Source organism: Flavobacterium gelatinilyticum, assembly GCF_027111295.1.
GTDB lineage: Bacteria > Bacteroidota > Bacteroidia > Flavobacteriales > Flavobacteriaceae > Flavobacterium > Flavobacterium gelatinilyticum.
Genome location: NZ_CP114287.1, coordinates 5,249,691 through 5,273,106, shown reverse-complemented (window position 1 = coordinate 5,273,106; position 23,416 = coordinate 5,249,691). Strand labels below are relative to the sequence as shown.

Annotated in this window: 22 protein-coding genes; 11 read left to right on the top strand and 11 right to left on the bottom strand. The window is 36.1% G+C overall.

What is annotated here, in order from left to right; translation table 11 throughout:
- Positions 1–10: 10 nt before the first annotated feature.
- Positions 11–364, bottom strand: coding sequence for a winged helix-turn-helix transcriptional regulator (locus OZP11_RS22835; protein ID WP_281232790.1), 354 nt, complete (start codon positions 362–364; stop codon positions 11–13).
- Between the two features lie 119 nt (positions 365–483).
- On the opposite strand from OZP11_RS22835, the gene OZP11_RS22830 reads away from it, so the two are divergent.
- The gene (locus OZP11_RS22830; RefSeq protein WP_281232789.1) at positions 484–1,239 is read left to right on the top strand and encodes an SDR family NAD(P)-dependent oxidoreductase; all 756 of its coding nucleotides are present in this window, start codon (positions 484–486) and stop codon (positions 1,237–1,239) included.
- A gap of 321 nt (positions 1,240–1,560) precedes the next feature.
- On the opposite strand, the gene OZP11_RS22825 is transcribed toward OZP11_RS22830, so the two are convergent.
- From OZP11_RS22825 to OZP11_RS22815, 3 genes are read right to left on the bottom strand one after another with little or no spacing between them, the layout of a single operon-like run.
- Positions 1,561–2,430 (bottom strand): SDR family oxidoreductase, encoded by an 870-nt coding sequence (locus tag OZP11_RS22825; RefSeq protein WP_281232788.1) that lies wholly within the window; start codon positions 2,428–2,430, stop codon positions 1,561–1,563.
- A gap of 11 nt (positions 2,431–2,441) precedes the next feature.
- Positions 2,442–3,263, bottom strand: coding sequence for a DUF4249 domain-containing protein (locus tag OZP11_RS22820; RefSeq protein WP_281232787.1), 822 nt, complete (start codon positions 3,261–3,263; stop codon positions 2,442–2,444).
- Between the two features lie 34 nt (positions 3,264–3,297).
- Positions 3,298–5,673, bottom strand: coding sequence for a TonB-dependent receptor (locus tag OZP11_RS22815; protein ID WP_281232786.1), 2,376 nt, complete (start codon positions 5,671–5,673; stop codon positions 3,298–3,300).
- Positions 5,674–6,020: 347 nt separating this feature from the next.
- Between OZP11_RS22815 and OZP11_RS22810 the strand changes: the two genes are divergently transcribed.
- The 3 genes from OZP11_RS22810 to OZP11_RS22800 all read left to right on the top strand — a co-directional run bounded on the left by OZP11_RS22810 (position 6,021) and on the right by OZP11_RS22800 (position 8,203).
- Positions 6,021–7,067, top strand: a complete 1,047-nt coding sequence (locus tag OZP11_RS22810; protein ID WP_281232785.1) for a sensor histidine kinase — start codon at positions 6,021–6,023, stop codon at positions 7,065–7,067.
- Positions 7,068–7,069: 2 nt separating this feature from the next.
- Complete coding sequence (locus OZP11_RS22805) at positions 7,070–7,792, top strand: LytR/AlgR family response regulator transcription factor (protein ID WP_281232784.1); 723 nt, start codon at positions 7,070–7,072, stop codon at positions 7,790–7,792.
- 180 nt (positions 7,793–7,972) lie between these two features.
- Positions 7,973–8,203 (top strand): hypothetical protein, encoded by a 231-nt coding sequence (locus OZP11_RS22800; protein ID WP_281232783.1) that lies wholly within the window; start codon positions 7,973–7,975, stop codon positions 8,201–8,203.
- Between the two features lie 91 nt (positions 8,204–8,294).
- Here OZP11_RS22800 and OZP11_RS22795 read toward each other — a convergent pair whose 3' ends face one another.
- Complete coding sequence (locus OZP11_RS22795) at positions 8,295–9,278, bottom strand: YheT family hydrolase (protein ID WP_281232782.1); 984 nt, start codon at positions 9,276–9,278, stop codon at positions 8,295–8,297.
- Positions 9,279–9,496: 218 nt separating this feature from the next.
- On the opposite strand from OZP11_RS22795, the gene OZP11_RS22790 reads away from it, so the two are divergent.
- Positions 9,497–10,321 (top strand): carcinine hydrolase/isopenicillin-N N-acyltransferase family protein, encoded by an 825-nt coding sequence (locus tag OZP11_RS22790; protein WP_281232781.1) that lies wholly within the window; start codon positions 9,497–9,499, stop codon positions 10,319–10,321.
- Positions 10,322–10,358: 37 nt separating this feature from the next.
- Here OZP11_RS22790 and OZP11_RS22785 read toward each other — a convergent pair whose 3' ends face one another.
- From OZP11_RS22785 to OZP11_RS22770, 4 genes are all read right to left on the bottom strand, one after another.
- A complete protein-coding gene (locus tag OZP11_RS22785; protein ID WP_281232780.1) occupies positions 10,359–11,471 on the bottom strand; it encodes a S41 family peptidase in 1,113 nt (370 codons plus the stop codon).
- Positions 11,472–11,581: 110 nt separating this feature from the next.
- A complete protein-coding gene (locus tag OZP11_RS22780) occupies positions 11,582–13,021 on the bottom strand; it encodes a serine hydrolase (protein ID WP_281232779.1) in 1,440 nt (479 codons plus the stop codon).
- Positions 13,022–13,210: 189 nt separating this feature from the next.
- Positions 13,211–13,906 (bottom strand): LytR/AlgR family response regulator transcription factor, encoded by a 696-nt coding sequence (locus OZP11_RS22775; RefSeq protein WP_281232778.1) that lies wholly within the window; start codon positions 13,904–13,906, stop codon positions 13,211–13,213.
- Positions 13,903–15,615 carry a histidine kinase gene (locus OZP11_RS22770; protein ID WP_281232777.1) on the bottom strand — a complete coding sequence of 571 codons (1,713 nt, stop codon included), beginning with the start codon at positions 15,613–15,615 and terminating at the stop codon, positions 13,903–13,905. The genes OZP11_RS22775 and OZP11_RS22770 overlap by 4 nt, the downstream gene beginning before the upstream one ends.
- Before the next feature lie 59 nt (positions 15,616–15,674).
- On the opposite strand from OZP11_RS22770, the gene OZP11_RS22765 reads away from it, so the two are divergent.
- Positions 15,675–18,056 (top strand): TonB-dependent receptor, encoded by a 2,382-nt coding sequence (locus OZP11_RS22765; RefSeq protein WP_281232776.1) that lies wholly within the window; start codon positions 15,675–15,677, stop codon positions 18,054–18,056.
- Between the two features lie 25 nt (positions 18,057–18,081).
- Here OZP11_RS22765 and OZP11_RS22760 read toward each other — a convergent pair whose 3' ends face one another.
- The gene (locus OZP11_RS22760) at positions 18,082–19,149 is read right to left on the bottom strand and encodes an adenylate/guanylate cyclase domain-containing protein (protein WP_281232775.1); all 1,068 of its coding nucleotides are present in this window, start codon (positions 19,147–19,149) and stop codon (positions 18,082–18,084) included.
- A gap of 74 nt (positions 19,150–19,223) precedes the next feature.
- Between OZP11_RS22760 and OZP11_RS22755 the strand changes: the two genes are divergently transcribed.
- From OZP11_RS22755 to OZP11_RS22745, 3 genes are all read left to right on the top strand, one after another.
- Positions 19,224–19,796, top strand: coding sequence for a Crp/Fnr family transcriptional regulator (locus tag OZP11_RS22755; protein ID WP_281232774.1), 573 nt, complete (start codon positions 19,224–19,226; stop codon positions 19,794–19,796).
- 333 nt (positions 19,797–20,129) lie between these two features.
- On the top strand, positions 20,130–20,903 hold the full coding sequence (locus tag OZP11_RS22750; RefSeq protein ID WP_281232773.1) for a putative quinol monooxygenase: 774 nt from the start codon (positions 20,130–20,132) through the stop codon (positions 20,901–20,903).
- Positions 20,904–20,956: 53 nt separating this feature from the next.
- Positions 20,957–21,748: a type 1 glutamine amidotransferase domain-containing protein gene (locus OZP11_RS22745; protein ID WP_281232772.1), complete on the top strand. Its 792-nt coding sequence runs from the start codon at positions 20,957–20,959 to the stop codon at positions 21,746–21,748.
- 77 nt (positions 21,749–21,825) lie between these two features.
- Here the strand turns inward: OZP11_RS22745 and OZP11_RS22740 are convergent, their stop codons facing one another.
- Positions 21,826–22,401, bottom strand: a complete 576-nt coding sequence (locus OZP11_RS22740) for a Crp/Fnr family transcriptional regulator (protein ID WP_281232771.1) — start codon at positions 22,399–22,401, stop codon at positions 21,826–21,828.
- Between the two features lie 214 nt (positions 22,402–22,615).
- Here OZP11_RS22740 and OZP11_RS22735 point away from each other — a divergent pair, with 214 nt between their 5' ends.
- Together OZP11_RS22735 and OZP11_RS22730 are read left to right on the top strand one after the other, a co-directional pair.
- On the top strand, positions 22,616–22,837 hold the full coding sequence (locus tag OZP11_RS22735) for a 2TM domain-containing protein (protein WP_281232770.1): 222 nt from the start codon (positions 22,616–22,618) through the stop codon (positions 22,835–22,837).
- 12 nt (positions 22,838–22,849) lie between these two features.
- Entirely contained in the window at positions 22,850–23,410 is a 561-nt protein-coding gene (locus OZP11_RS22730; RefSeq protein ID WP_281232769.1) for a cupin domain-containing protein, read from the top strand.
- Positions 23,411–23,416 lie beyond the last annotated feature (6 nt).

Sequence of the window (23,416 nt, the reverse complement as noted above, 5' to 3'; positions counted from 1 at the left end):
TAAATATCTTCTAATCCTCTATAATTTTCTTTCGGTGTTCAATGCCCCACTCCGTCAGATTTTGAATTATCGTCTGAAGCGTTTTTCCGTGTGCTGTAAGTTCATACTGAATGGTAACAGGATGTGTATCGAGTACAGTTCTTTTAACCAGTTTATTTACCTCAAGCTCTTTCAGCTCCTTACTCAGCATTTTATTGGAAATTCCGGCTACATCATTTAAAATATCTGAAAACCTTCTTTTATTATAAAAACAGATTGACGATATCACGGCAATTTTCCATTTTCCGTTTAATACATCCATAGAATCCTGAACAGCCATCATTTCTTTCTTGTGCTGTTCTCTTTCAAGCATATTACATTCCATAAACTTAGTTACTTAAAGGTTACTTTGTTAATTCAAAGATACAGTTACTTTTAGTTACAAAGTTACTTAAATTAATCAATCTGATATACATTTGCCGGATTAACATTATAAATAAAATCATGGATAAATTGAAAAACAAAGTGGCAGTAATTACAGGAGCTTCTAAAGGAATTGGTGCTTCTATTGCACAATATTTTGCAGCAGAAGGCGCCAAAGTTGTTGTGAATTATGCATCAGATAAAACCGGTGCAGAAAGAATTGTTACCGCTATAACAAATAATGGCGGAACGGCTGTCTTGGTGCAGGCAGATGTATCAAAAGCATCAGATGTGAATCGATTATTTGAAGAAACAAAAAATGCTTTTGGCACTTTGGACATTTTAGTAAACAATGCCGGCATCTATCAATATGCCCCAATCGAAGAGTTATCAGAAGAATCCTTTCATCAACAGTTTAATATTAATGTACTGGGCTCTCTGCTTACTATTCAGGCAGCTTTAAAATTATTTGGAAACAAAAGCGGTACTATCATAAACATAAGTTCTGAAGTATCAAAAACACCGCTTCCTGCAGGATCTGTTTATTCGGCTACCAAAGCGGCATTGGATGCCATAACTATTTCTTTATCAAAAGAATTCAGCGGCAGAAATATTCGCATTAATTCTATTTTACCGGGAGTGGTTGAAACAGAAGGTTCACGCAGTGCCGGTTTTATAGGCAGCGATGCCGAAACAAAATTAGTTGCCAATACACCGCTTGGACGCACAGGACAACCTGAAGATATAGCAAAAACAGCTGTTTTTCTGGCATCTGAAGATGGTGCCTGGATTAACGGCGAGAAAATTTCGGTTTCGGGAGGAATTTACGGTTTATGATTTTTACGACATTTTAAAATCAAAGATGCCTAAATCAGGTTGATGAAATAAAACATTTCTTATTCTGTGTAAATTTGCATTTTACCAACAAAACAATGCTAAACAAATTCGTTTAGCATTGTTTCTGTTTAATTAAGATAACCCGTTGGGTGTAATTCAAAAATTATATATTTTGACGCGGATTTTCACGGATTTTTTTAATGTACTATATAATCAGTTATATCTGCGTTTTTGCGAAACAAATCTGTTTTATCCGTGTTATAATTTTTAAATGTTACATAGAAAATACAATTGCATCCAACGGATTAAGATAGTATCTTATCAGCTGTAAATCTGTTTTAAAAAATCGTTAACCTGAGCCGGCTTTCTTCCCAGAAGTTTTTCCATCTGCGAACTTCGGCTGTCCAGTTCTCCTTTTTGAGCTGCCTGTGCAAAACCAGCCAGCATTTTTATTACCATTTTTGGCATGCCTTTTCTTATGGCTGCATTTATAAATACTTTTGAATCCGGACTCAGATAGGTAATATTTTTCCCTTTTATATCACTGATTTTTTCTGCAATTTCTGTAAACGAAATACTGCTGCCGGATATTTCGTAAATTTTGTTTTTATGTCCTTGTGAGGTTAAAATAATCGCAGCCGTTTCTGCCATTTCACTTCGGAGGGTAAAAGCAATCTTTCCCTGTCCTGCCGGCAGAAAGATACCTTCTTCCAGTACTTTTTTTCCTAAAAACTCCGGAAGCATATCCATATACAACGCATTTCTTAAAATGGTATACTGCATACCGCTGTTCATAATAGCCGTTTCTGTAGCCAGATGTGATTTTATAATAAAATAAATAGGAGAATCTCTGTCGTCACTTTTATGCTGCTGGCTGGTATAAAGAATATGTCTTACTCCGGCATTTTTAGCGGCTTTAACCACTTGTTTATGCTGCGTAATACGGTTCTTTACTTCATTTCCCGAAACAAAAAGTAATTTGTCGGCACCGGAAAATGCTTTTATCAAAGATTCATAATCGCCATAATCGCCAAAAACAATATTTACCCCTAAGGATTCTAATTCTCCCGCCTTAGTCTCATCTCTTACCATTGCATAAATAGTTTTTTTATCTATTTTGCTATTCAATAAGCCTTTGAGAACCGCTCTTCCATAATGTCCGGTTGCTCCTGTTACTAGTATTTTATCCATTAAAAAAACAGTTACTTAATTGTATAGTTCTTAACATCCAGTTCTGCCAGTCTGAAATATCCAAAAGCAAAATTTTTACTGTCAGTCTGGTTCACAATATTACCGCGTACAGCGCTGGGTGTTGTAGGGAAAGGATTGCCCCCGTTACCCGATGCCAATATTAATTTGTACATATAATTATAATAGCTTTTTGAAATTCCGTACAGTTTAATTTCTACGGCATCTCCTTGTTTAAAATCTTCATGCGAATAGGATTCCTGCATCAAATTGCCCTGACTGTGTTCATCGTCTTCAACTTCAAGTTCAGGAAATGCCGTATGGGGCTGCGTAATCCTGTTTAGATAATAATTTACCTCACTCCCGTTATCCTGATAATAATACGTTATTTCTATTTCGTCACCTGTCATGCCTCCTTCGTTATTCTGTTCAATATTATCTTCAATTTTTGGAACAGCAGTTAAGGTTTCAGATGCGGTGTAAGTTTCTCCGTTTAAAACAATTTTCAGGTTGTAAGTCTCACCAATAACCGGAGCAAAATTGGTACAGATATATTCTCCTGTTCCCGGTGTTTCTACAAATTCAAAAACTGTATTTGATGTGTTTGTTATCGTTATTACAGCCCCTGAAACGGTTGGAAATGCAGCATCGTAATACCCTGTTGTTGTCGATAATACAATTTTCTGTTCATTGCCTGTTGTGTTTTTTACCCAGTCTATAGAGGCATCTATAACCAATCGAGGCGGTGCAGTATCAAGATCTACGGTAATAACATCTTCACATGCCGTTAAGAGCATTAAAAGAAACAGTATAAGTGTTTTTTGTAATAGTTTCATTTTATATCTTTTTATAGGTGTTGCTGTTTATTTTTTAAAATTTGAAGTTGTAGCTTACACTTGGAACAATACCAAAAATGGATATCCTTCTGGTTTCGCTTGCTCCGGTATCTGTATTCTGACCAAAATTGTATGATGCTGCATTACTTCTGCTGTAGACATTGTAAATACTAAAATTCCATTCGCTCTGCCATCCTTTTTTCTTGTCCGGTTTAGGAGTGTAAGTTGCTGATATATCCAAATGATGATATGGTGATAAGGAGTCTTCGTTTCTTGCGCCGTAACTGGCAACAGTAATGCCCTGATATTGGTATTTACCATTAGGAAATGTAGCTGCTTTACCGCTTTGAAAAGTAAAAATACTGCCAAATGACCATTTTGGACTGAAAGCATACGAGCCTGTAACGGATAAATTATGAAGTTTGTCATAATTTGCCCTATACCATTCTCCATTGTTTATTCCGGGTTCATCTGCATTTCTGCCAGGTGTTTTTTGTTCCGCCTTAGAAATGGTGTACGAAACCCATCCGGTGAGCTTTCCGGTATTTTTTTTAAGCATCAATTCTAATCCATAGGCACGTCCTTCTCCGTTTAAAAGCACTCTTTCTACGGCATCAATACCAATTAAGTCCGCACCGTCAATATAATCTGCTTTGTTTTTTATCTTTTTATAGAACGTTTCGGCTTCAAGTGTGTATTTGTCATCTTTAAAATTGTGAAAATACCCCAAGGCAGCCTGATCTAAAATTTCGGGTTTAAGATATTGGTCTGTAGGTGCCCAGATATCTAGGGGCGTTGCAGAAGCTGTATTGGAAATTAAATGAATGTACTGACTCATTCTGTTATAACTGGCCTTGATTGACTGGTCTTTGTTGAGTGCGTAAGCAACCGCAAGTCTTGGCTCAAGATTATCGAAACCGGCTATTTTTTCATTTTTCTTATAGTTTATTGTCCCTGTTGGATCAGCTTCTTCGTAAATCTGAAATTCTTTATTAAAAACGACCGGCTGATTATTGGCATACGTATAGACTTCCTGCTGGCCCAATCGCTGAAAATTACTGTAACGAAGTCCGTATGTAACCGATAATTTTTCAGACAGGTTTTGTTCTGCACTAATATACAGGGCATTTTCAAAAGCATATTTTCTCGCGAGCTGATCCGGATTTATACTTGATTTTTCTCCAAACGGTCTGATTGTACCGGGATTAAAACTGTAGTAAATTGAATTTAAGCCGTAATTTAATGTGAGGTTATTCGACAAATAATGTTTAAAATCATATTTCAAATTATAATTTTTAACCTCAGCTTTCCAGTTAATACCTACCGTTTTTATCTTAATTTGATAATCATAGTCGCTGTAAATGGCAGATGCATTAGAAAATATCTTATCCGAAAATATATGATTCCATCTTACATTAAAAAGTGTATTACCATATATATTGATAAAACTGTTGTTAAAATCCATGTTGTCATTACCAAAATATCCCGAAACAAAAACATTGTTTTTATCATTAAATTTGTAATTAAACTTGGCATTCAAATCGTAGAAATAGGCTGAATTGGGTTCGTCTGCCAGCTTTAGAAAAAGATGCGCATAAGATCCTCTTCCTGCCACGACAAAAGAACTTTTTTCTTTTACAATAGGACCTTCAATAAGCAGACGGCTTGATACTAAACCGATACCGCCATTTACATGGTATTCTTTGTTGTTTCCTTCTTTTTGATAAATATCAAGAACAGACGATATACGTCCTCCAAAATTAGAAGGAATTCCGCCTTTGTATAATTTCAAATCTTTAATTACATCAGAATTAAAAACAGAGAAGAATCCGAACAGATGTGATGTATTGTAAACAATTGCTTCATCAAGCAGTACCAGATTCCCGTCGACTGAGCCTCCTCTAACATTAAAACCTGATGCACCCTCCTGAGCATTTGTAACGCCGGGAAGCTGCAAAATTGATTTCAGAACATCAACTTCACCCATAACGGCCGGCATTTTTTTTATGGTCGAAATAGACAGTTTGTTGGTGCTCATTTCCGGTTTACGAATGTTTGCCTTTGTTGTATTACTTTTAATTACTACTTCATCCAGAGCATTGCTGTTTTCTGTCATCCCAAAATTCTTTTTTGTGTTTTGAGTTAACGAGATCGTTTCTTCAATCGTATCAAAACCCATATAGCTTATAATAATGGTGTAATTTCCCTTTGGCAGTGTTGTGGTATAAAATCCGTATGAATTGGTGGTAATCCCTACTTTAGCTTCGGGAATATAAATGTTTACACCAATTAGAGTTTCGGTATTTGACTTATTGGAAATCGTACCGTTCAGGGTAACTTTTTCCTGCGAATGTGAGTGAAAGACAAACGCGAAAAAGAATAATAAGAAAGATTGGATTCTGCTTTTCATTTAGTAAAAGATTTGATTAAATGTTACAATTTTCGGCTAAAGTATCTCTTTGCAGAACGCCCATTTTTTATATATACCAAACGTCTTACTTTATATAGTAAAACAACTTTTACATCTAGAAAAATAAATTGCAGATCTCAGTTTTAGTGCATAACCTTCTTTTTCCCATCAAAAAAAACAGCCCTAAAATTGTAATTTACCTCACGGTCGGTTTCAGTCAGAGTCATCCCAAAAAGGTTTACTATCTTTAAACTCTATTTTGGTATATAATTCATGTGGTTTTGTATAGTATAAAATCTATATTTTGTACGTATTACTACATTTGTTTTGAATCTAAAAACAGGCTTATGAGTAAAACTTTACACAGAGAAATTATGGATGCCAACTGGATGCTGCAGCTCATTATTTCAAAAAAATACCGGTTGTGCCGGCATTTGATATTAATTGTATTCAGCATAATTGTTTTGTATTACAGCCCGCCGGAGTATACAGAACCTTATGAAAGCTACAGCCGGATGGTTACTTTTTTTCAGATACTTTTACTGGCTTACAGCAACATGTATTTTTTTGTTCCGATGTTTTTGTTCCGAAAAAAATATCTGAGTTATGGCTTGTTTGTACTGACAGGCATGATTATTTCGTTTTTCATTCATGAGACGGCCTGTCATTATTTTAGACCTAATTTACTGCCGCATGAAGATGACAGCATAAACTTTTTTACCTTTTCGTTTATGATCATGGTGCTGATCATCGCATCTGCCGCAGTTAAATTATTTCAGCGCTGGATATATGATGCACAGTTAATTTATGATCTGGAACTGGCAAAAACCAATGCCGAACTGGAGCAGTTAAAGAATCAAATCAATCCGCATTTTTTGTTTAATATGCTCAATAATGCCAATGTTCTTATCGAAGATGATCCTAAAAAAGCCTCACAGGTTTTAATGAAACTCAGTGATCTGCTTCGTTATCAGCTTTATGACAGCTCAAGAGACAAAGTTTTATTAACTTCTGAAATTCATTTTTTAGAAGATTTTTTAAATTTGGAAAAAGTAAGACGGGATAATTTTAATGTTCTGATTTCGAAAGAAGGCGAATTAAGCGGTGTGCAGGTGCCTCCTTTATTGTTTATCTCATTTGTAGAAAATGCTGTAAAACACAATAACGATTCGGCAAAATCATCCTATGTAAATTTGTTTTTTGATGTGAGGCATGATGAACTTTTCTTTAAATGCATCAATTCAAAACCTGTTGCAAAGGCGGTCAGCAGATCCGGAGGGTTAGGTTTGGCCAATATTAAAAGAAGACTGGAACTTTTGTTTCCTTCTTCACATGTTTTAAAAATAGACGATAATCTGGAAACATACTCTGTTACCTTAACCTTAAAATTTTAAAAGTGAACTGCATTATAGTAGATGATGAACCACTGGCAAGAAAAGCAATTCAAAAACTGGTTGATCAGACTGAGAATTTAGAATCGATAGGCTCGTTTAACGGAGCAGAATCTACAGCTTTATTTCTGGCAGAGAATACAGTAGATGTAATATTTCTTGATATACAGATGCCCGGTGTAAACGGACTGGAATTTGCCAGAACGATTCCGAAAGAAACTTTAGTGATTTTTACTACTGCTTTTCATGAATTTGCTGCTGACAGTTATGAGGTTGATGCTATTGATTACCTTATTAAACCTGTAAAAGAAGAGCGCTTTAAAAAAGCTGTTGAAAAAGCCTCTACTTACTGCCGATTGCTTAAAACGGAACACGCCGGCACCAGCATTGAAAATATTCAGGATGATTACATTTTTGTCCGTGCCGACCGCAGAATGTTTAAAGTATACTTTAATGATATTCTTTATATTGAAGGTTTAAAAGACTACGTGGTAATGTATGTAGAAAATCAAAAGGTAATTACCTTAATGAATATAAAAACGATCCATGATTTACTTCCAAAAAGTAGTTTTGTCAGAGTCAGCAAATCCTATATTATTAACGTTGGCAGGATTGATTCTGTAGATAATAACACTGTATATATTGGGAAAAACGAAATTCCAATTGGAAATGTATACAGGGATTTCTTCTTTAATGAATTTGTAACCAAAAAACTCCTAAATAAGTAATCACAATATAAATTGGTTTATTTCAAAACAATCCATTTATTATTAGATGTAAATTCAGCAAGGATTGACTGAAATTATGTAAGATAATCTCGTATTCAAAAATTTAAATTTAGTCTTATAAAACTCTTAGAATATATATGAGAGTAATTTGTAAAACAGTTATTTAAATCAAAAAAATATATGAGAAGCGAAAATTACACCAACCATTATTATAATAGAAACGAATCTCTGAATATTCAAAGTTATACAGATCAGTATGAAGAAACCGGAGGCGATATCACTTCTTTTGAAGAACAGCTTTTATTGAACTACAGTGATTATCTTGATGATCAGTATGATCTTAGTGATGAATATCTGGAAGATGATTTTGATGCCGAATATGACGAAAATGACTGGGAAGAAGAAGACTAATACTCATTTTTAAATACCGGATTTAAAATTTGATCCCGATAAAATTTATAAGAGTAAGATTTAATCTTACTCTTATAAATCATAAACTTAACTAACATCTGTTACTTATTGTTTCAGATTTAAAGGATTCAAAAAATGAATACGCTCTTTTCTCAGCATATGAATATGTTGAATTACGCAGCGGAAAAGCGCAGTGTCCGCCATATTTTGGCATTTCCAGATATACATAAGCGCTGTCTTTGGCAATCGCTCTTGGGTAACATCTTTCGCCTAAAAAAGGATCATCCAGCGAATTAATTATTAAAACCGGAGTAGTAATATTTTGCAGCGAAAATTCGGGAGAAACGCGCTCATAATAATCATCACGGCTTGCAAAACCATGCAACGGGGCAGTAAAATACTGATCGACCTCATCAAAAGACGTAATTTTATCAATTTGATCTCGGTTTATAAAATCAGGAAATTGTGCTGCTTTGTATTTTAACTTTCTTTTTATATCTATTGTAAAATTCTTCAGATACACCCGGTTAAACCCTTGCTTGAGCACTTCTGCACTTGTGGCAATATGTGTGGGAACCGAAATCGAAACTCCTGCTTTTATTCGGTCATCAATTTTTGTCCAGCCCAAATAATTCAGGAGCTGCACACCTCCCATTGAATACCCGATCATATACACCTCTTCAAATCCTTTTTGCAGCACAAAACGCACTACCTCGTCAAGATCGTCAACAGCTCCGTGATGGTACAGCCTTGGCAGACGGTTCATTTCGCCGCCGCAGGTTCTGTTATTCCATGCAAAAACCGAGAAATCTTTCTGCTGAAAATAAGCCGCACAGCTGTTATTGTACGTTCTGCGTGAATCTCCTTCGAGACCATGACATAAAATAACAGCCTTTTTAGTATCATTTATAACATAATCGACATTGATAAAATCTCCGTCGTTTAATTCAAGTTTTTCCCTTGTATATTCCGGAACTTCAAACCGTTTAATCAAAGCAGCATAAATAGTAGAAACGTGCCTGTTGCGATGAATAATAGAAGGAAAATCGTACTCTGATTGTTCAATTATGGGCATAATAAAGTTTTTATGGTGCTCTACAAAGCTAAGAAATCAATTAATATGTAACTAAATACTGTCTTTATTTTCACTGTTAAAATTACAGCTTAAGAAGATTTTCTGCAGCAAAACCGTAAGACTTGCCTTAAAAAACTTCATAATATTCAAAAATAAGTATTTATCTTTACTTACTGTTTTATACAAACTAAGCTCATTTTATAACCAAAAAACAAGAAATGAAAAAGTTTAAAAACCTGATACTGCTGGTATCTGTTATGTTATTTTCGGCAAAAGCCTCAGCCTGTTCTATTGTGTATTACATAGACAGCAAAACGGGCAAAATATACTTTGTAAACAATGAAGATTACTGGTATGATGTAAAACCTTATATACAAATTACACCAGGTTCAAAAGGCGAACTTGGCAGAATCTGGTACGGATGGGAAAATTTTGGGCAGGGCGGTGTTAATGAAAAAGGGCTGGTTATAGACGGAGCTGTAACCCCGGAACAAAAAATTCCTGCGGGCTATTCCTCTATGAAAGGGAATGTTACAGATGACATACTCGCAAAATGCCATACGGTAGATGAAGCCGTTCAGTATCTGGAAGACAAAAAGATTGCACTAAAAAATGCGCATATTTTATTGGGTGACAAAAACGGAAAGGCAGTGCTTATTGAATGGGTAAATGGAGTGAAACAAATTGTACCGATGCAAAACAATCGTCTTACGGCAACTAATTTTAATGTTTCAGATACGAATGAGACCGAAGCGACCTGCTGGAGATACTCGCTGATTCAGAAAGGTCTGGACGAACTGGATGCCCGCGATGCAAAAGATACGATTGAACTTAAAGATGTAGGCAATGTAATTGGAAAAGCCGTTCAGCTGCCACAAAAAGATGCTTCAGGAAAAGTGGGCGGCACGCTCTATTCGACTTTTATTGATTTAACTGATATGAAATTCGTCTTAGTTTACAAACTTGACAATTCGAAAATTCAGAAATTTGATATACTAACCGAATTACAATCCGGTAAAAGCCGAAAAATAAAACTGGAATAGCAGGATTACGAATCTGTTCTAATTTCTGATTCTTTTTCTAAAACTTTTTGTTTTTATTAAGGTGCTTCAATGCTGTTAAAACGACAGGATCTTCCATTGTTTTAATATCCTGTCTGGTATTTCTGACCGTAATGTTTACGGGAGTTCCTTCTCCTTCATAACAAACCATTTTAGAAGAAAAATATTTTTGATTGGACAAAGATACCAGCCATTTATTTGGAAGTTCAAAACCATACATATCCGAATAAATACCTAATGTATTTTCGCCCGCAAGAACTGTATTAGGCAGAACTGTCATAATCATGGCCAGAACATCTCCGGCACTTGCTGTCTGGTCGTTTGTTAAGATTACAAGAGGTTTCGTGTAAGGTGTCTGAGACAACGGAGTTATATACCACTTTTCTAACGGCGTAAATTTTCTGGTGCCTGTAATTCTTGTTTGTTTGTAATGCCCTACTATTTTACTTGCTGCAAAGCGTCCTGCAACAGCGTAGGCAAATTCATCATTGCCGCCAATATTCGAACGAAGATCTAATACTAAAGCTTTGGTTTTGCTCATTTGCTGTAATACAGAATCAAGTACTATGCCCGCAAGAACAGCATCTTTTTCAGGCTCATCTTCTGTTTCTGAAGAAGCAAAACACCTTTCGATACGAATATATCCACAAGTATCTGAACAGGCGTACGAAAATAGCTTTTTGCCTTTATACTCAGGTCCGGCACATTTCAATTCTGCAAATCCGTTTTTATAAAGTGTCTCATTTACCGCTGTCCACAAAGAATCCCTTGAAGCTTTAGTTGGAAATTCTTTTAAAAACGGAGAAGGTTTTTCTGCTGTAAACTGCCGTATATTGGGAATAATAATATTTACATGATCATCATATAAAGGCGCTGTCATTTGCGACAAAACAGAAAAAAGACTGTCATTTAACGTTTCTGAATTAACCTTGGGACGATACTTTTTGTATACTGCTTTCCAGTCTATTTTTTTTAAATCAAAAAATGCGTAATTATCATCAAATGTCTTCCAGAATACTTCGAATGTTTTTTCCGGCATAGACAGCGAATTGTCTTTTATTTCAGAAGCAGGATTCTGAGAAAAAGCATAAAAACAAAACAGAAACAAACAGAGAGCCGCTTTTTTATTCATTCTTTACAGTTTTTTAATGACACTAAAATTATTCATAAAACCCACTCAAAAATTGTAAAAAAACGAAATCTTAAAAAAACAGAAAAAACGGCTGATATGAAGATTTCATGTTAATTATGCAGCAGTTTTTCGAGTACCTTTTTTGCGTTTTCATTATCAGGATTGAGTGTAACTGATTTTTGGTACATCAATACTGCCTGTTTAGTATCTCCTGTTTTAGCCAAAATTTCGCCGTAAGAATCATACACATTCCAGCTTTCGGGAAACAAATACACATTGAGTTTAAAAATTTCCAGAGCCTCCTTATTCTGTCCTTTTGCCATCATTCTGTAAGCCCATTCATTAAGTTCAAATTCATTAGGAACAAAAAGAGGATTTCTCTTCATTTCTTTTTTTGAAAAAGGAATGGCATTTTCAAAACCTGTTTTTCTAAGTGAAATTCGTAAGTTAGTAACCGGGTCTGCTTTTACAATATCCGGATTGTATATTCCTGCCAGTTCTTCCAAAAAATCTTCGGGGTAACTTCCGCCTAAATTGGTTAAAACGATAACCGCAAGATTATCATCAGGATATAATAGAAAAGCAGACCTTCCGCCGCCTGACATTCCCACTGCACGGTGTTCTTTTCTAAATTTATTCATTCCCCAGCCAAGGCTCCAGGGTGTTTTTTTTCCGTTATTAAATACAAATGGCGACCACATTTTTTCAAGTGACGATCTGGTAAGCAGTTTTTCATTCTGCAATGCTATTATCCATCCTGCCATATCTTCTGCAGTACTGTTTAAGCCTGCGGCAGTTCTTCTGAAATAAGGAAATTCATAGTAATTGTGAATTAAAACGGGATTTTCAAGCATTCTTCCATCTATATTTTTTCTCCAAAAATAAGTTGGGGCAAAGTTCTGAATCACATCGCGGGAATCTCCAAAAACTGTATTACGCATTCCTGCGGGTTTAAACTGATGTTCTTCAAAATATACTGCAAAAGGTTTACCTGAAAATTTATCAATCAGTTTTCCCAGCAAATAAGCATTGGTCTGATTATAACTAAATGCATCTCCGGGTTTAAAATCCATAGGCTGACTTATAAGTTTCTGCCAGATTCCTTCTTCATTTTTTAAACTGCCTACGCTTCCTGTATTCTGGTCCAGAAGTTTTAGCATATCCGGAAGGCCGGACGTATGAGTTAATAAATGATTTATAGTAACGGAAGAATCCCAGTTTGAAGGAAAAAAATCTAAATATTTTGAAACCGGATCTGAGAGAATCAGTTTTCCTTCTTCTGCCAGTTTCATAATTCCTGTGGCGGTAAAAACTTTTGTTATCGAGTTAATGGCAAAAACAGAATGTGCTGTTACAGGAATACTATCCTGAATATTGGCAGTACCATAACTTTTACTTAAAACCATTTTACCATTCCTGACAACCGAAATCCCTAATCCGGGAATCTTACGTTCCTTCATTTCTCTTTTTATAATGGCATCGATTTCCTGATCCTGGGCAAAAACTAATAAAGAAAACAAAGAAAGAATGATAAGTAATGTATTTTTCATTTCGCAAGTGGTTTAAGTTAGTTACATAGGTTTAAGTCTGTTATTCAGTAAAAAATCCAAATCTTCAATCTTTATAATTCAATGAATTTAAGCCGATTAACTATTATTAGAATTTAAAAATAACTGAAGGTTTAATTAAAAATAAAAAAAATCTTATGATTAAATCTTCAATGTTCTTATTCTGAATTCTCAGATTAGTTTATGTTTGATTTCCTTGTATCTTGAACGTCCTACCGGAAGCAATTCTCCGTTTTTTAAAAGAATACTGTACTTCCCTCCTGTTTCCACAACAAATTTATCGGCCTGATCCCAGCAGAGAATAAACGATTTATGGATTCTTTCAAAAGTTTCCGGAAGCAGTTTTTCTAATGATTCCAGTGATTTATCATGAAGTTCCATCCGGTTGTTTTCCAGATGAAGTTCTGTGTAAATTCCGGCACCTTTGATATACAGAATTTCATGAACTGGAATCAGGCTGATTGTTTTTGCTTTTTTTACGGCCAAAAAACGCGTTCCGGTTCCTGACTGTTTTCCGGGTGTGGTGTAACGCATAAAAGCCTGTGCCAGCCGGCTTTGGTCGAAAGGTTTGGGCACAAAATCGAGGACTCCGTAATTAAATGCCGTAATGGCTTTATCTGTATAGGCCGAAATAATAATCGTCTGAAATGATCCTGCAGCAAAAGTCTGCAGTATTTCAAAGCCGTCTTCTCCATTCAGATTCAGGTCCAGCAGCAGCAAATCAATTGAGTGCTGTTCAATTAGCAGCAGTCCGTTGTCAAGCGAATCCGAAAGGAGAATCTGGATTTCCTTATTAAAGAAATCGCGGGTCATTCTTTCGATTCGCCTGGCAATGCGGGCTTCGTCTTCAATAATCAGAATCTTCATCTTTTACCAAAAATTTTAATCGTGGTTTCCCAGCCATTTTCGACAGCATACGAATCAAAAGACCAGTTTGTGCCGTAACTTTCGGTCAACCTTGCTTTGATATATTTAAAACCTGTTCCGGTTCGTTTGTCTTTTTTAAACTGTCGGTTTTGGGCCAGAGTCCGGAGTGTATACTGCTTAAATTCGTCGTTTTTCTTAAAGTTTAGAAAGAAAATAATACTGCCTTGTTTTGGAGGCAGACTATGTGTAATTCCGTTTTCTATAATAGTATGAAAAACAGCGGGCGGAATGGTTTCATTTTCATCAATTCCTTCTTCCTGCCATTCATAACCAATTTCTTTCCGAAAAGACATTACTTCTAAATGCCTTTTGCACAATGCAATTTCCTGCCGGATCGGGATAAGTGTATCTTCGGCAATATCGTTCATTATATCAAATTCTTCTGCCAGCGCCCTAATAAATACAACGCCTTCTTTTGGCGATTCTTCAATCCAGTCAATTAATGAAGTCAGCGTATTTCGAAGAAAATGCGGCTGAATATTTTTCTTAACCAATTGCAATTGCAGTCTTGAAGAAAGCAGCAATGAGGCTTCGTGAGCTTCTTCTATGGCTTTTGCCCGAATGGTATGCAGATAAAGCATACAAAGCACCAAAATCGTAAAAGAAATAAACAACCCGAAATCATAAAACATAAGGTAATTCACGACCACTCCGGCAAGCAGAGCTGCAGCTACAATTAATCCGCCTTTAATTTTTCTGAATGCTGCATGGGCCGCTATAAAAATAGAAACCAGACGCGTTGCGTAACTAAAATAGGCTGCTGAAGTATCATAATGACCGTAATACACTATATAGATCGCAATGAGAATGCATAGCAAAAGAAGCAAAAGGATGTTTTTTCTTTTAAACTCAAATTGCAGCATAAAATACCACGGAATCAGCATCGAAATGGCAAAGGTCAGCCAGCCGATAATTTGCAGACGGGTATAAAAATGGGTATACGGAATGGTGATATAATATTTTACATATTCTAAAATCAGTAAAAAGAAGAATAGCAGACAGATTATTCCAAAAATCAAAACGGTTGATTCTTTTCGTTTACTGTTTATATACACAAAAAAATAGTAGATCGCCGCAATTAGAAAAGCGCCTGCCATGATATTCATAAACGATATTACAACAAGAGGCGAACGCTGAAGCAGCAAATAGCTTTTTAGTTTTACATGAATTTCACGTTTGGCATCTCTCAGTTGAGTCTGCGTGCCTGTTATGGTAACAACATGTTTTCCTAAATGAGATAATTTTTCCGGAATTTGATAATAACTCATTTCTGTTCCAGGAATTTCGGGATGTCCGGGTTTTGCCATTCTCCCGTTTCTTCCCACCAAAATACCATCCCAATAGACATCAAAAGCACCAAAGGCATTAATCTGTAATCCCAGCGGTTCCCATTTGTTTTTACGTTTTTGGATTTCTATTTCTCTTTCAACTTTAAAAACAGATTCGGTGCCGGTGTTTAAATAATCATACGGATCGTCACCAGCCGCAGTATAAGTCACATCAGTTGTAACATACTCTTCGTAATGCTTACACGAGGTAAACATTAGCAATACTAAAACTGTGAAAAAGGTAAATCGGTGCATAGGATAAAGATAAAACAAATATCGAATAGCGAAATGCATTTTAAAAGTCCATAGAGCCGTTTGCATGTTTTTAAAAACAGTCCTTTATTTTATGGACTAATCTTGCAGTGTAAAAACCAATCAAGATGAAAAACCTAATAATCAACACTTTATTTTTCTTTATTTCTTTTTTTGCAACTGCACAGCAAACCGTGATTTCGGGGAAAGTTCAGGATAATGTAACCAAAGAAGCACTGCCTTATGTAACCGTATCAGTACTGGATAATACTTCAAAAATGATCACAGCGGGAGTAACGGATAATCATGGTGCATTTACTCTTGAAGGTGATTTTATGGGTAAAATGACGCTTTCTTTCAGTTATGTGGGATATCAGAAATACACTCAGATATTGGAAATCACAGCCCGAAAACCCAAAATAGAATTAGGGACTATTCATTTAATTACAGATGCCGTACAATTAAACACAGTAGAAGTTAACGGACAAAAATCGAATGTAAGCTTAAAACTGGACAAAAAGATATTTGAAGTCGGTAAAGATGTCTTATCGCAAAACGGTTCGGCTCATGATGTTTTAAACGGCGTACCTTCTGTTGCTGTCAGTCCTGCCGGAGCTGTAAGCCTGAGGGGCAACAACAGTGTCTTGGTTTTGATTAACGGAAGACAATCGGGACTTACGCAGAACAATGCCCTCGATCAAATTGCAGCCGACCAGATCGATCGTATAGAAGTCATTACCAATCCGTCGTCGAGATATGATGCTGCGGGTTCTGCAGGTATCATTAACATTATTCTCAAAAAAAATAAAAAAAGCGGTTTCAGCGGTCAGGTTCGGCTGGTTGCCGGTTCTCCTAATGACAGCCGTCTCAATCCTAGTCTGAACTACAAATCGGATAAAATCAATATTTTTTCTAATTTCAGCATCCGGTCTTCAGATTATGCGGGGTTGTATACCACAAATCAGTCAACAGGTACAAATGATACTCCTTCATTTATGAATCGTGTTCAGAACGAAGACCGTCATGACGATGGTAAACTGCTGTATTTGGGTGCCGATTACTTTATTAATGAACATCAAACCATAACGGCGGCGTTTTTAAAAAATGCCACGCACGATAACGATAAAACGGATTTGCATTACGATTACAAAAGCAATTCGAACAGCAATTCGCTGGATAGTCTTTTAACGAGAAATGGAAAATCACTCGAAAAGCGCGATTACAGCCAATTAGAATTTAACTATACCCGAACCTTTAAAAACCCGGCAAAAAAATGGACTATTGACGTTCAGTACGATTGGTGGAACAGCGATAAAAACTGGAATCTTTCAACACAGCGTTTATTTCCGGATGCATTGGTTTATCCCGGAATCCGAACCAGATCAACCGGAAACAGTAAAGATTTCCTTGCCAAGACCGATTTTATTCAGCCTCTTGACAGTGTTTCGGTACTGGAATTTGGAGTTAAAACCGAAATTAGAAAAGTCTCCAGTGATTATTTAGCCGAGGAACAGCAGGGTAACGACTGGACGATTTATCAGAATATTGATAATGATCTGAATTACAGCGAAACTATAACAGGTGCTTATGCCCAGTTTAGTGATAAAATGAAAAGTTTTAGTTATATATTCGGACTCCGCACCGAGTTTACCGATGTATCGATTACCGATATGAAAAACACTTACAATGACGAAAAAAAGTACAACAAACTTTTTCCTTCCGTCAATTTGAGTTATAAGTTCAGCAGTTCGACTTTGCAGCTCAATTACAGCAAAAGAATCAGACGCCCGTCATTATATGCTCTATATCCTTTTAATGAAGTTACAGACCTGAATGCTCAGTATATAGGAAATACGGATCTGAATCCGTCTTATACGAATGTATTTGAAATGGCGTTTCTGAAAACCTGGAAAACATTCACTTTAAACCCTTCGCTTTATTACCAGAATGAGAAAGGATATATACAGGATTTTACCTATCGGAAAAATGATATTTTCTATACGATGCCTGTTAATATTGATTATCAGATACGCAGCGGGATTGAAATATCCGCATTATATAATCCGTCGAAATGGCTTCAGATCAATGCAGAAACAAACTTTTTTCATTTTAAACAAAAAGGAAATTACAATGAAGAGAATCTGGATTACAGCGGACAAAATTTCACGGCACGTTTAAGCACACAGATTAAACTTCCGGCTAAATTTAGTTTTCAGGAACGCTATAATTTTCGCGGTGCCATTCAAAATGCACAAACCAAAAACGAAGCCCTGCAATCTGTTGATTTTGGACTGAGTAAAATTCTTCTGAAAGACAAAGCAACTATCGTTTTTGATGTAACAAATGCTTTTAACCTGCGCCAGAATAAAAGCATTACAACCGGAACCAATTATGTTATTAAAGAAAATAGTATTCCAAACGCGGCAAGATACCGGCTTAGTTTTGTGTACCGTTTTAATCTAACGGATCCTAAAGCAATCAGACAGGCAAACAGTGCCAATCGAAATTAATATTGAATAAAAATCAGCTGGAATTTTAATTTTCAGCTGCATTTTTACTTTCTTCCAAATTAAAATCGACTGTAAATAGTTTCAACGGCTGTGCTTTTCCTCTTAAAAGTATTTCGCCTTTCAGATTATAAGTAATATCGGGATCATCATGCAGATTTTGTTTTATGGCTTCGGAAATAACGAAATCATGTTCCAGTTCGTTGCATGTACTCTGAATCCTGGCTGTGGTATTAAGAAGATCGCCGTGATACACAATTTCTTTTTTTATTTTTCCAACCCAGGCTGTTACAGCAGTTCCCATGTGCATTCCGGCTTTGAATTTTGGAACTAAATTATAGGTTTGCAGGTAATACTCTTTTTTAGCGTGGATGATTTCCTTCAACAGATAAAAACAATACAAACAGCGCCGTGCTTTAAGTCCCTGAGCAGTTTTCCAGGTCAGGATGATTTCGTCTCCGGCGTACTGATAAATTTCGGCGTGAGAAGCAAGGATTCCATCTGTAAAATCATTAAAAAGATCCTGCAGTAATTGGCTGTATTGTATATCGCCTAATTCTTCTGCTATTGTGGTCGAAGACTTTACATCAACAAACATAAAAATCCGCTCTTCCTGCACAGGTCTGTGGTAGCGTCCGGTAAAATAATTATAAAAAAAACGCGAACTTAATAAACTGCTGACTTCCAAAAACAGAATCAAAAATACAGAGGCGCCGAGTGAGAAAAAGAAATCGCCCGCAAGCCGGTTGTGCGCATACATAATAAGCCCTTCCTTGTAGATATGCTTTCCGGATAATTCTGTAAAACCTGTCATAAAAAGAATCAGCAGGATAAATATACTAATCCCGTACACAACTGCTTTTAGCAGCATAACCAATAAAAACGGATACTGGTTTAATTTGATACCATTTTCAAAAACAATCACAATAAAACCAATCGCAATACCAATTACAATGGCAGGCAGAAAACCCAAATGGTCGTAAATCGAACTCGTATCTGTTACAATTCCGTAGAGCAATCCTAAAATACCGCCAACAATTACGGCTTTAAAAAATATGCTGTACTTTCTGAAAAATGGGATTTTGGGTAAAGCCATGTTTATCAATTACTTTTTTATAAATTTATTGAATAAAACAAATCAAAACCCCAAAGAACAACGGTAATTTTATTATGGACGAACTGCGAAAACATATTGAAGAAATTACGCCCGTAACGACTGAAGAATTTGATTATATCAAAACCTTTTTTACAGAAAAAAAAGTAAAGAAACACCAGTATTTACTTCAGGACGGAGATAAAGTTACCTCTGAATACTGGATAATTAAAGGTATTTTCAGGGCTTTTTATATTGATAAAGAAGGAAAAGAACATATTGTGCAGTTTGCACTCGAAAACTGGTGGCTGTCTGATTACAATGCTTTTTTCAATCAGAAAGAATCCGGAATCAATATTGTCTGTATGGAAGATGCATTGGTTTTATGCCTCACACTTTCGGCACGGGAACAGCTGGCATCCGAAATGCACAAAATGGAGCATTTTTTCAGAATGAAACTCACCAAAGGATATTCGGCACAACAGCGCAGGATTATTTCACTCCTTTCAAACAATCCTAAAAAACGATATGAAGAATTTGCAAACCTTTATCCGGAAATTATGCAGAAAATTCCAAAAAAATACATTGCCGAATACCTTGGCGTAAGCCGGGAAACCCTCAGCAGATTGTATTCGGCTGCTCAGCGATAAATTGTAAAAAATTTAAAAGCGTGATTCTGATCACGCTTTTTTTTGTGCCTGTCTGGATCACTAAAAAAATTCATTCTTAACCAAAGTCAATGATTTACAAAGAATTACAGGCTTACTTTTGCTTCGTAATACAATGTAATTCAATCCATTAGACATAACAAACGATTCCAAAATCTTAAAACGAAAACAAAAAGTGTGATCCGCATCACACTTTTAAAGTGAGCCTGCTCAACCTCCAGATTTTTGACTTGACGGAAATTTGTCTTAGATGCAAAGCTAATTATTGATTACAAAATTTTGTTTAACAAATTCAACAATTAAAGAATGAAAATTATGAAAACAACAGCTTACAAATCAATTTCTAAAAATGCCATGAGCCTCGCCGCGTTTGTGTTTACACTTATAACAGGCAGTGCAGACGCCCAAAACTCTTATAAAATAAAAACAAGAGTTTTAACCGAAACGGTTTCAAAAATGACGCGTTTTGAGGTAAAAGAAGAGCAACTGTCTGAATTTAAAAAAACACTTTCAGGTTATGTTTCTTCTGCCCTTGCTTCTAAAAGTAACATTATGGCCGAAGCTTTTTATGATCAGAACCAATCCAATGTTTTATGGCTGATTGAAAGATGGAACGATAAGAATCAGCTGAAAAATTTCAGCAAAGGAAAACAGGCAGAATCGTTACAGTCTTTAAATGAAAAATTGCTTAAAAATGTACCCAAAACGTATTATTTAAAAGATCTTGAACCACTTACAAAAGAGCAATGGCGCACAACAGCAAAAAAAGAAGACAAACAGCTGGTTATTATGCTTTTTGTTGATGCCAAAAATGGAACGCAGCAAAATTTTAAAGACACGTATCATACGGCAATGCCTCAATTTCGAAGTGAACCGGGAGTTGTAACCTATCAGTTATCAGAAATTGAAGGAGATGATACACAATTTGTGACCTACGAAAAATTCAGAAGCCAGGATGCTTTTCAATATCACCTCAGCTTCCCTCCTATTAAACCGGTTATCGAATTTTTGGAAACCAGCATTAAAAATCCGCCTTTTCAGAACGGACTTCATAATCTGATCGAATTTGCTCCATTAACAAGAGAATAATCAAAGAATAAAATTATTAAAAACAATTATAAACACTATTAAAATTAAAAATCATGAAAAATTTAAAACAAATTATCGCTGCAGGAGTACTTGGAACTTCATTTCTTAATGCACAAGCTCAGGGCAAAGACCATCAGCTGGATGTAATGAATCAATTATCGACTCCATCCCATGTATCGGTTATGCCGGTTTCACAGCTATTAAATGCACCCGGAAACGAAGCTTTACGAGACTTCTTTTTTACTCCTGTAAAAGACAAGACGGTATTAAAAGGCAAAAAAATTGCGGTTCTTGCCGCTGATGGTTTTGAAGAAATCGAATTAACCGGACCGGTATGGTATTTTAGAGAACTTGGCGCTCAGGTTGATATTGTTGCCCCAAAATACAATCCTGCTCCCGCCAGATACGGATTAAGCAGTCCTGAAATGGCAAAAACCCATATTATGGCGATTCAGTATTTACAGCCTACAGGCTGGATTAAGTTTGACCGAACTGCAGACCAGATCAAAGTAAGTGATTATGATGCCGTGTTTATTCCGGGCGGTGCATGGAATCCGGATAACCTTCGTTATGACAAAGATGTTATTAAATTTATTCAGGATTTTAATAAATCAGGCAAACTGATCGCAGCTATCTGTCATGCGCCTGTAGTATTAGCATCTGCCGATATTTTGAAAGGAAGAAAACTTACCGGATACTGGAATATTCAGGTCGATCTTAAAAACGCAGGCGGCACCGTAACCGATGAACCTGTTGTAGTAGATGCCAATATTATTACCAGCCGACACCCTATTGATGTAGCCGATTTTTCTAAAGCTACAGCAAGCTGGCTGGCTAAAAAATAATGCATCAGACTATTGGAATAACGGGAGATTTTATCGTCTTCCGTTATTTTAATTAAGATTACAAACTGAATCTTTAATTATCTGCCTGTCATTCTTTTTCTAAGTCTGCTTAAAGATTCGGGTTTAATGCCAATGTAAGATGAAAGCTGATTCTGAGACACGAGTTGAAAAAGATACGGCTCTTTTTTTAAGATGGTTTTGTATCGTTCTTCGGGAGTTTGAAAATGGAGCATTTCTTCTCTTTCGATGATGGTCAGATAAGCAGACTCTGCTATTAATCTTCCAAATTTTGACCAGTTGGGAGAACTGTGATATAAATTCTCGACTTTACTGTATTCTAACGCAATAACTTTTGAATCTTCCATAGCCCGACAATGGTAGTGCGCTGTTTTCTGGGTAATAAAACTGGCGAAATCTACCAGAAAATCATTGGGTTTTGCAAACCTGCAGTTAATCTCGTTACCCTTATAATCGACATAAAACATCCTGAAAAAACCGCTTTCTATAAAGTAAATGTGGCGGCATATATCGCCTTGCTGCAAAAGATCTGAATCCTTCTTTACATTCATTCTGTTGATGACAGGAAGCATCAGACTGTACTCGTCATCCGACATAGGTACAATCGAGGTTATAACGGTTTTAATTGCATCCATAACAACAAGTTAAGAGAAATAATAACATTTAAAATTAGATTTTATTCTGCTAAGTACAAAATTCTTTGTTTTAAAAAATCAAGCAGTCGTTCTTAACCAAAGTCAATGGCGCTGCCAGAATATCCGTTCTACCTTTGTCATGTAAACAAATTGAAAATCAAACTATTAATTCATTTCTATTTAAAAAACCTAATAACAATAAAACAACGAAATCATGAAAACACAATTTAACTTCGAGGCAAAAACAAACAAAAATCCAAAACTGGGATTCAGAATTCACTTTCTTGTTTTTGTATTAACAGCACCCTTAATTTTTATTATCTGGTATTTAACTGATACTACTTATCCGTGGCCGCTTTGGTCTACTCCAGCCTGGGCGACAGGAGTACTTTTTCACTACTTAGGAGTTTATGTATTCAAAAAAAACAGAATCTAAATACTAGAAATCATGGAAACAACATTCAGACGTATTGTAACGGGACATAATTCAGAAGGTAAAGCCATAATTGTGTCAGATGAAGTTCCGGCAAGAACCTATATGGTGGGCGGACCAAACGGAGCAAAATTTCATGAAATATGGAACACCAAACAAACTCCGGCTTTGCTGGATGCTCTGTCTCAGGAACCTGAAGAAAACACACTTGTTTTAGGACCTCCCAAGCAGGGAACAAGAATCCGGGTTATTGATTTTCCTCCAGAAGGTGATGAAATACGAAATCTGACTCAGGAACAAGCTCTGGAACATTTTAAAACCATGAGCGGTGAACAGGCCTCTAAAGCCGGAGGAAATGCACCTCATCCGTTAATGCACAAAACAGAAACCATTGATTACGGAATTGTTCTGGAAGGCGAACTAACGTTAATTCTGGACGAAGACGAAACGACTGCAAAAGCAGGTGACATTATCGTACAGCGGGGAACCAATCATGCCTGGAGTAATAGATCCGGCAAAACCTGTCGGGTTGTTTTTATCCTGATCGACGGACAATTTGAAGAAAGTCTTAAGTAATTTAAC

Coding starts and splice junctions, on each gene's coding strand:
- OZP11_RS22835 (WP_281232790.1), bottom strand. CDS start 364: ATGGAATGTAATATGCTTGAAAGAGAACAGCACAAGAAAGAAATGATG.
- OZP11_RS22830 (WP_281232789.1), top strand. CDS start 484: ATGGATAAATTGAAAAACAAAGTGGCAGTAATTACAGGAGCTTCTAAA.
- OZP11_RS22825 (WP_281232788.1), bottom strand. CDS start 2,430: ATGGATAAAATACTAGTAACAGGAGCAACCGGACATTATGGAAGAGCG.
- OZP11_RS22820 (WP_281232787.1), bottom strand. CDS start 3,263: ATGAAACTATTACAAAAAACACTTATACTGTTTCTTTTAATGCTCTTA.
- OZP11_RS22815 (WP_281232786.1), bottom strand. CDS start 5,673: ATGAAAAGCAGAATCCAATCTTTCTTATTATTCTTTTTCGCGTTTGTC.
- OZP11_RS22810 (WP_281232785.1), top strand. CDS start 6,021: ATGAGTAAAACTTTACACAGAGAAATTATGGATGCCAACTGGATGCTG.
- OZP11_RS22800 (WP_281232783.1), top strand. CDS start 7,973: ATGAGAAGCGAAAATTACACCAACCATTATTATAATAGAAACGAATCT.
- OZP11_RS22795 (WP_281232782.1), bottom strand. CDS start 9,278: ATGCCCATAATTGAACAATCAGAGTACGATTTTCCTTCTATTATTCAT.
- OZP11_RS22790 (WP_281232781.1), top strand. CDS start 9,497: ATGAAAAAGTTTAAAAACCTGATACTGCTGGTATCTGTTATGTTATTT.
- OZP11_RS22785 (WP_281232780.1), bottom strand. CDS start 11,471: ATGAATAAAAAAGCGGCTCTCTGTTTGTTTCTGTTTTGTTTTTATGCT.
- OZP11_RS22780 (WP_281232779.1), bottom strand. CDS start 13,021: ATGAAAAATACATTACTTATCATTCTTTCTTTGTTTTCTTTATTAGTT.
- OZP11_RS22775 (WP_281232778.1), bottom strand. CDS start 13,906: ATGAAGATTCTGATTATTGAAGACGAAGCCCGCATTGCCAGGCGAATC.
- OZP11_RS22770 (WP_281232777.1), bottom strand. CDS start 15,615: ATGCAAACGGCTCTATGGACTTTTAAAATGCATTTCGCTATTCGATAT.
- OZP11_RS22765 (WP_281232776.1), top strand. CDS start 15,675: ATGAAAAACCTAATAATCAACACTTTATTTTTCTTTATTTCTTTTTTT.
- OZP11_RS22760 (WP_281232775.1), bottom strand. CDS start 19,149: ATGGCTTTACCCAAAATCCCATTTTTCAGAAAGTACAGCATATTTTTT.
- OZP11_RS22755 (WP_281232774.1), top strand. CDS start 19,224: ATGGACGAACTGCGAAAACATATTGAAGAAATTACGCCCGTAACGACT.
- OZP11_RS22750 (WP_281232773.1), top strand. CDS start 20,130: ATGAAAACAACAGCTTACAAATCAATTTCTAAAAATGCCATGAGCCTC.
- OZP11_RS22745 (WP_281232772.1), top strand. CDS start 20,957: ATGAAAAATTTAAAACAAATTATCGCTGCAGGAGTACTTGGAACTTCA.
- OZP11_RS22740 (WP_281232771.1), bottom strand. CDS start 22,401: ATGGATGCAATTAAAACCGTTATAACCTCGATTGTACCTATGTCGGAT.
- OZP11_RS22735 (WP_281232770.1), top strand. CDS start 22,616: ATGAAAACACAATTTAACTTCGAGGCAAAAACAAACAAAAATCCAAAA.
- OZP11_RS22730 (WP_281232769.1), top strand. CDS start 22,850: ATGGAAACAACATTCAGACGTATTGTAACGGGACATAATTCAGAAGGT.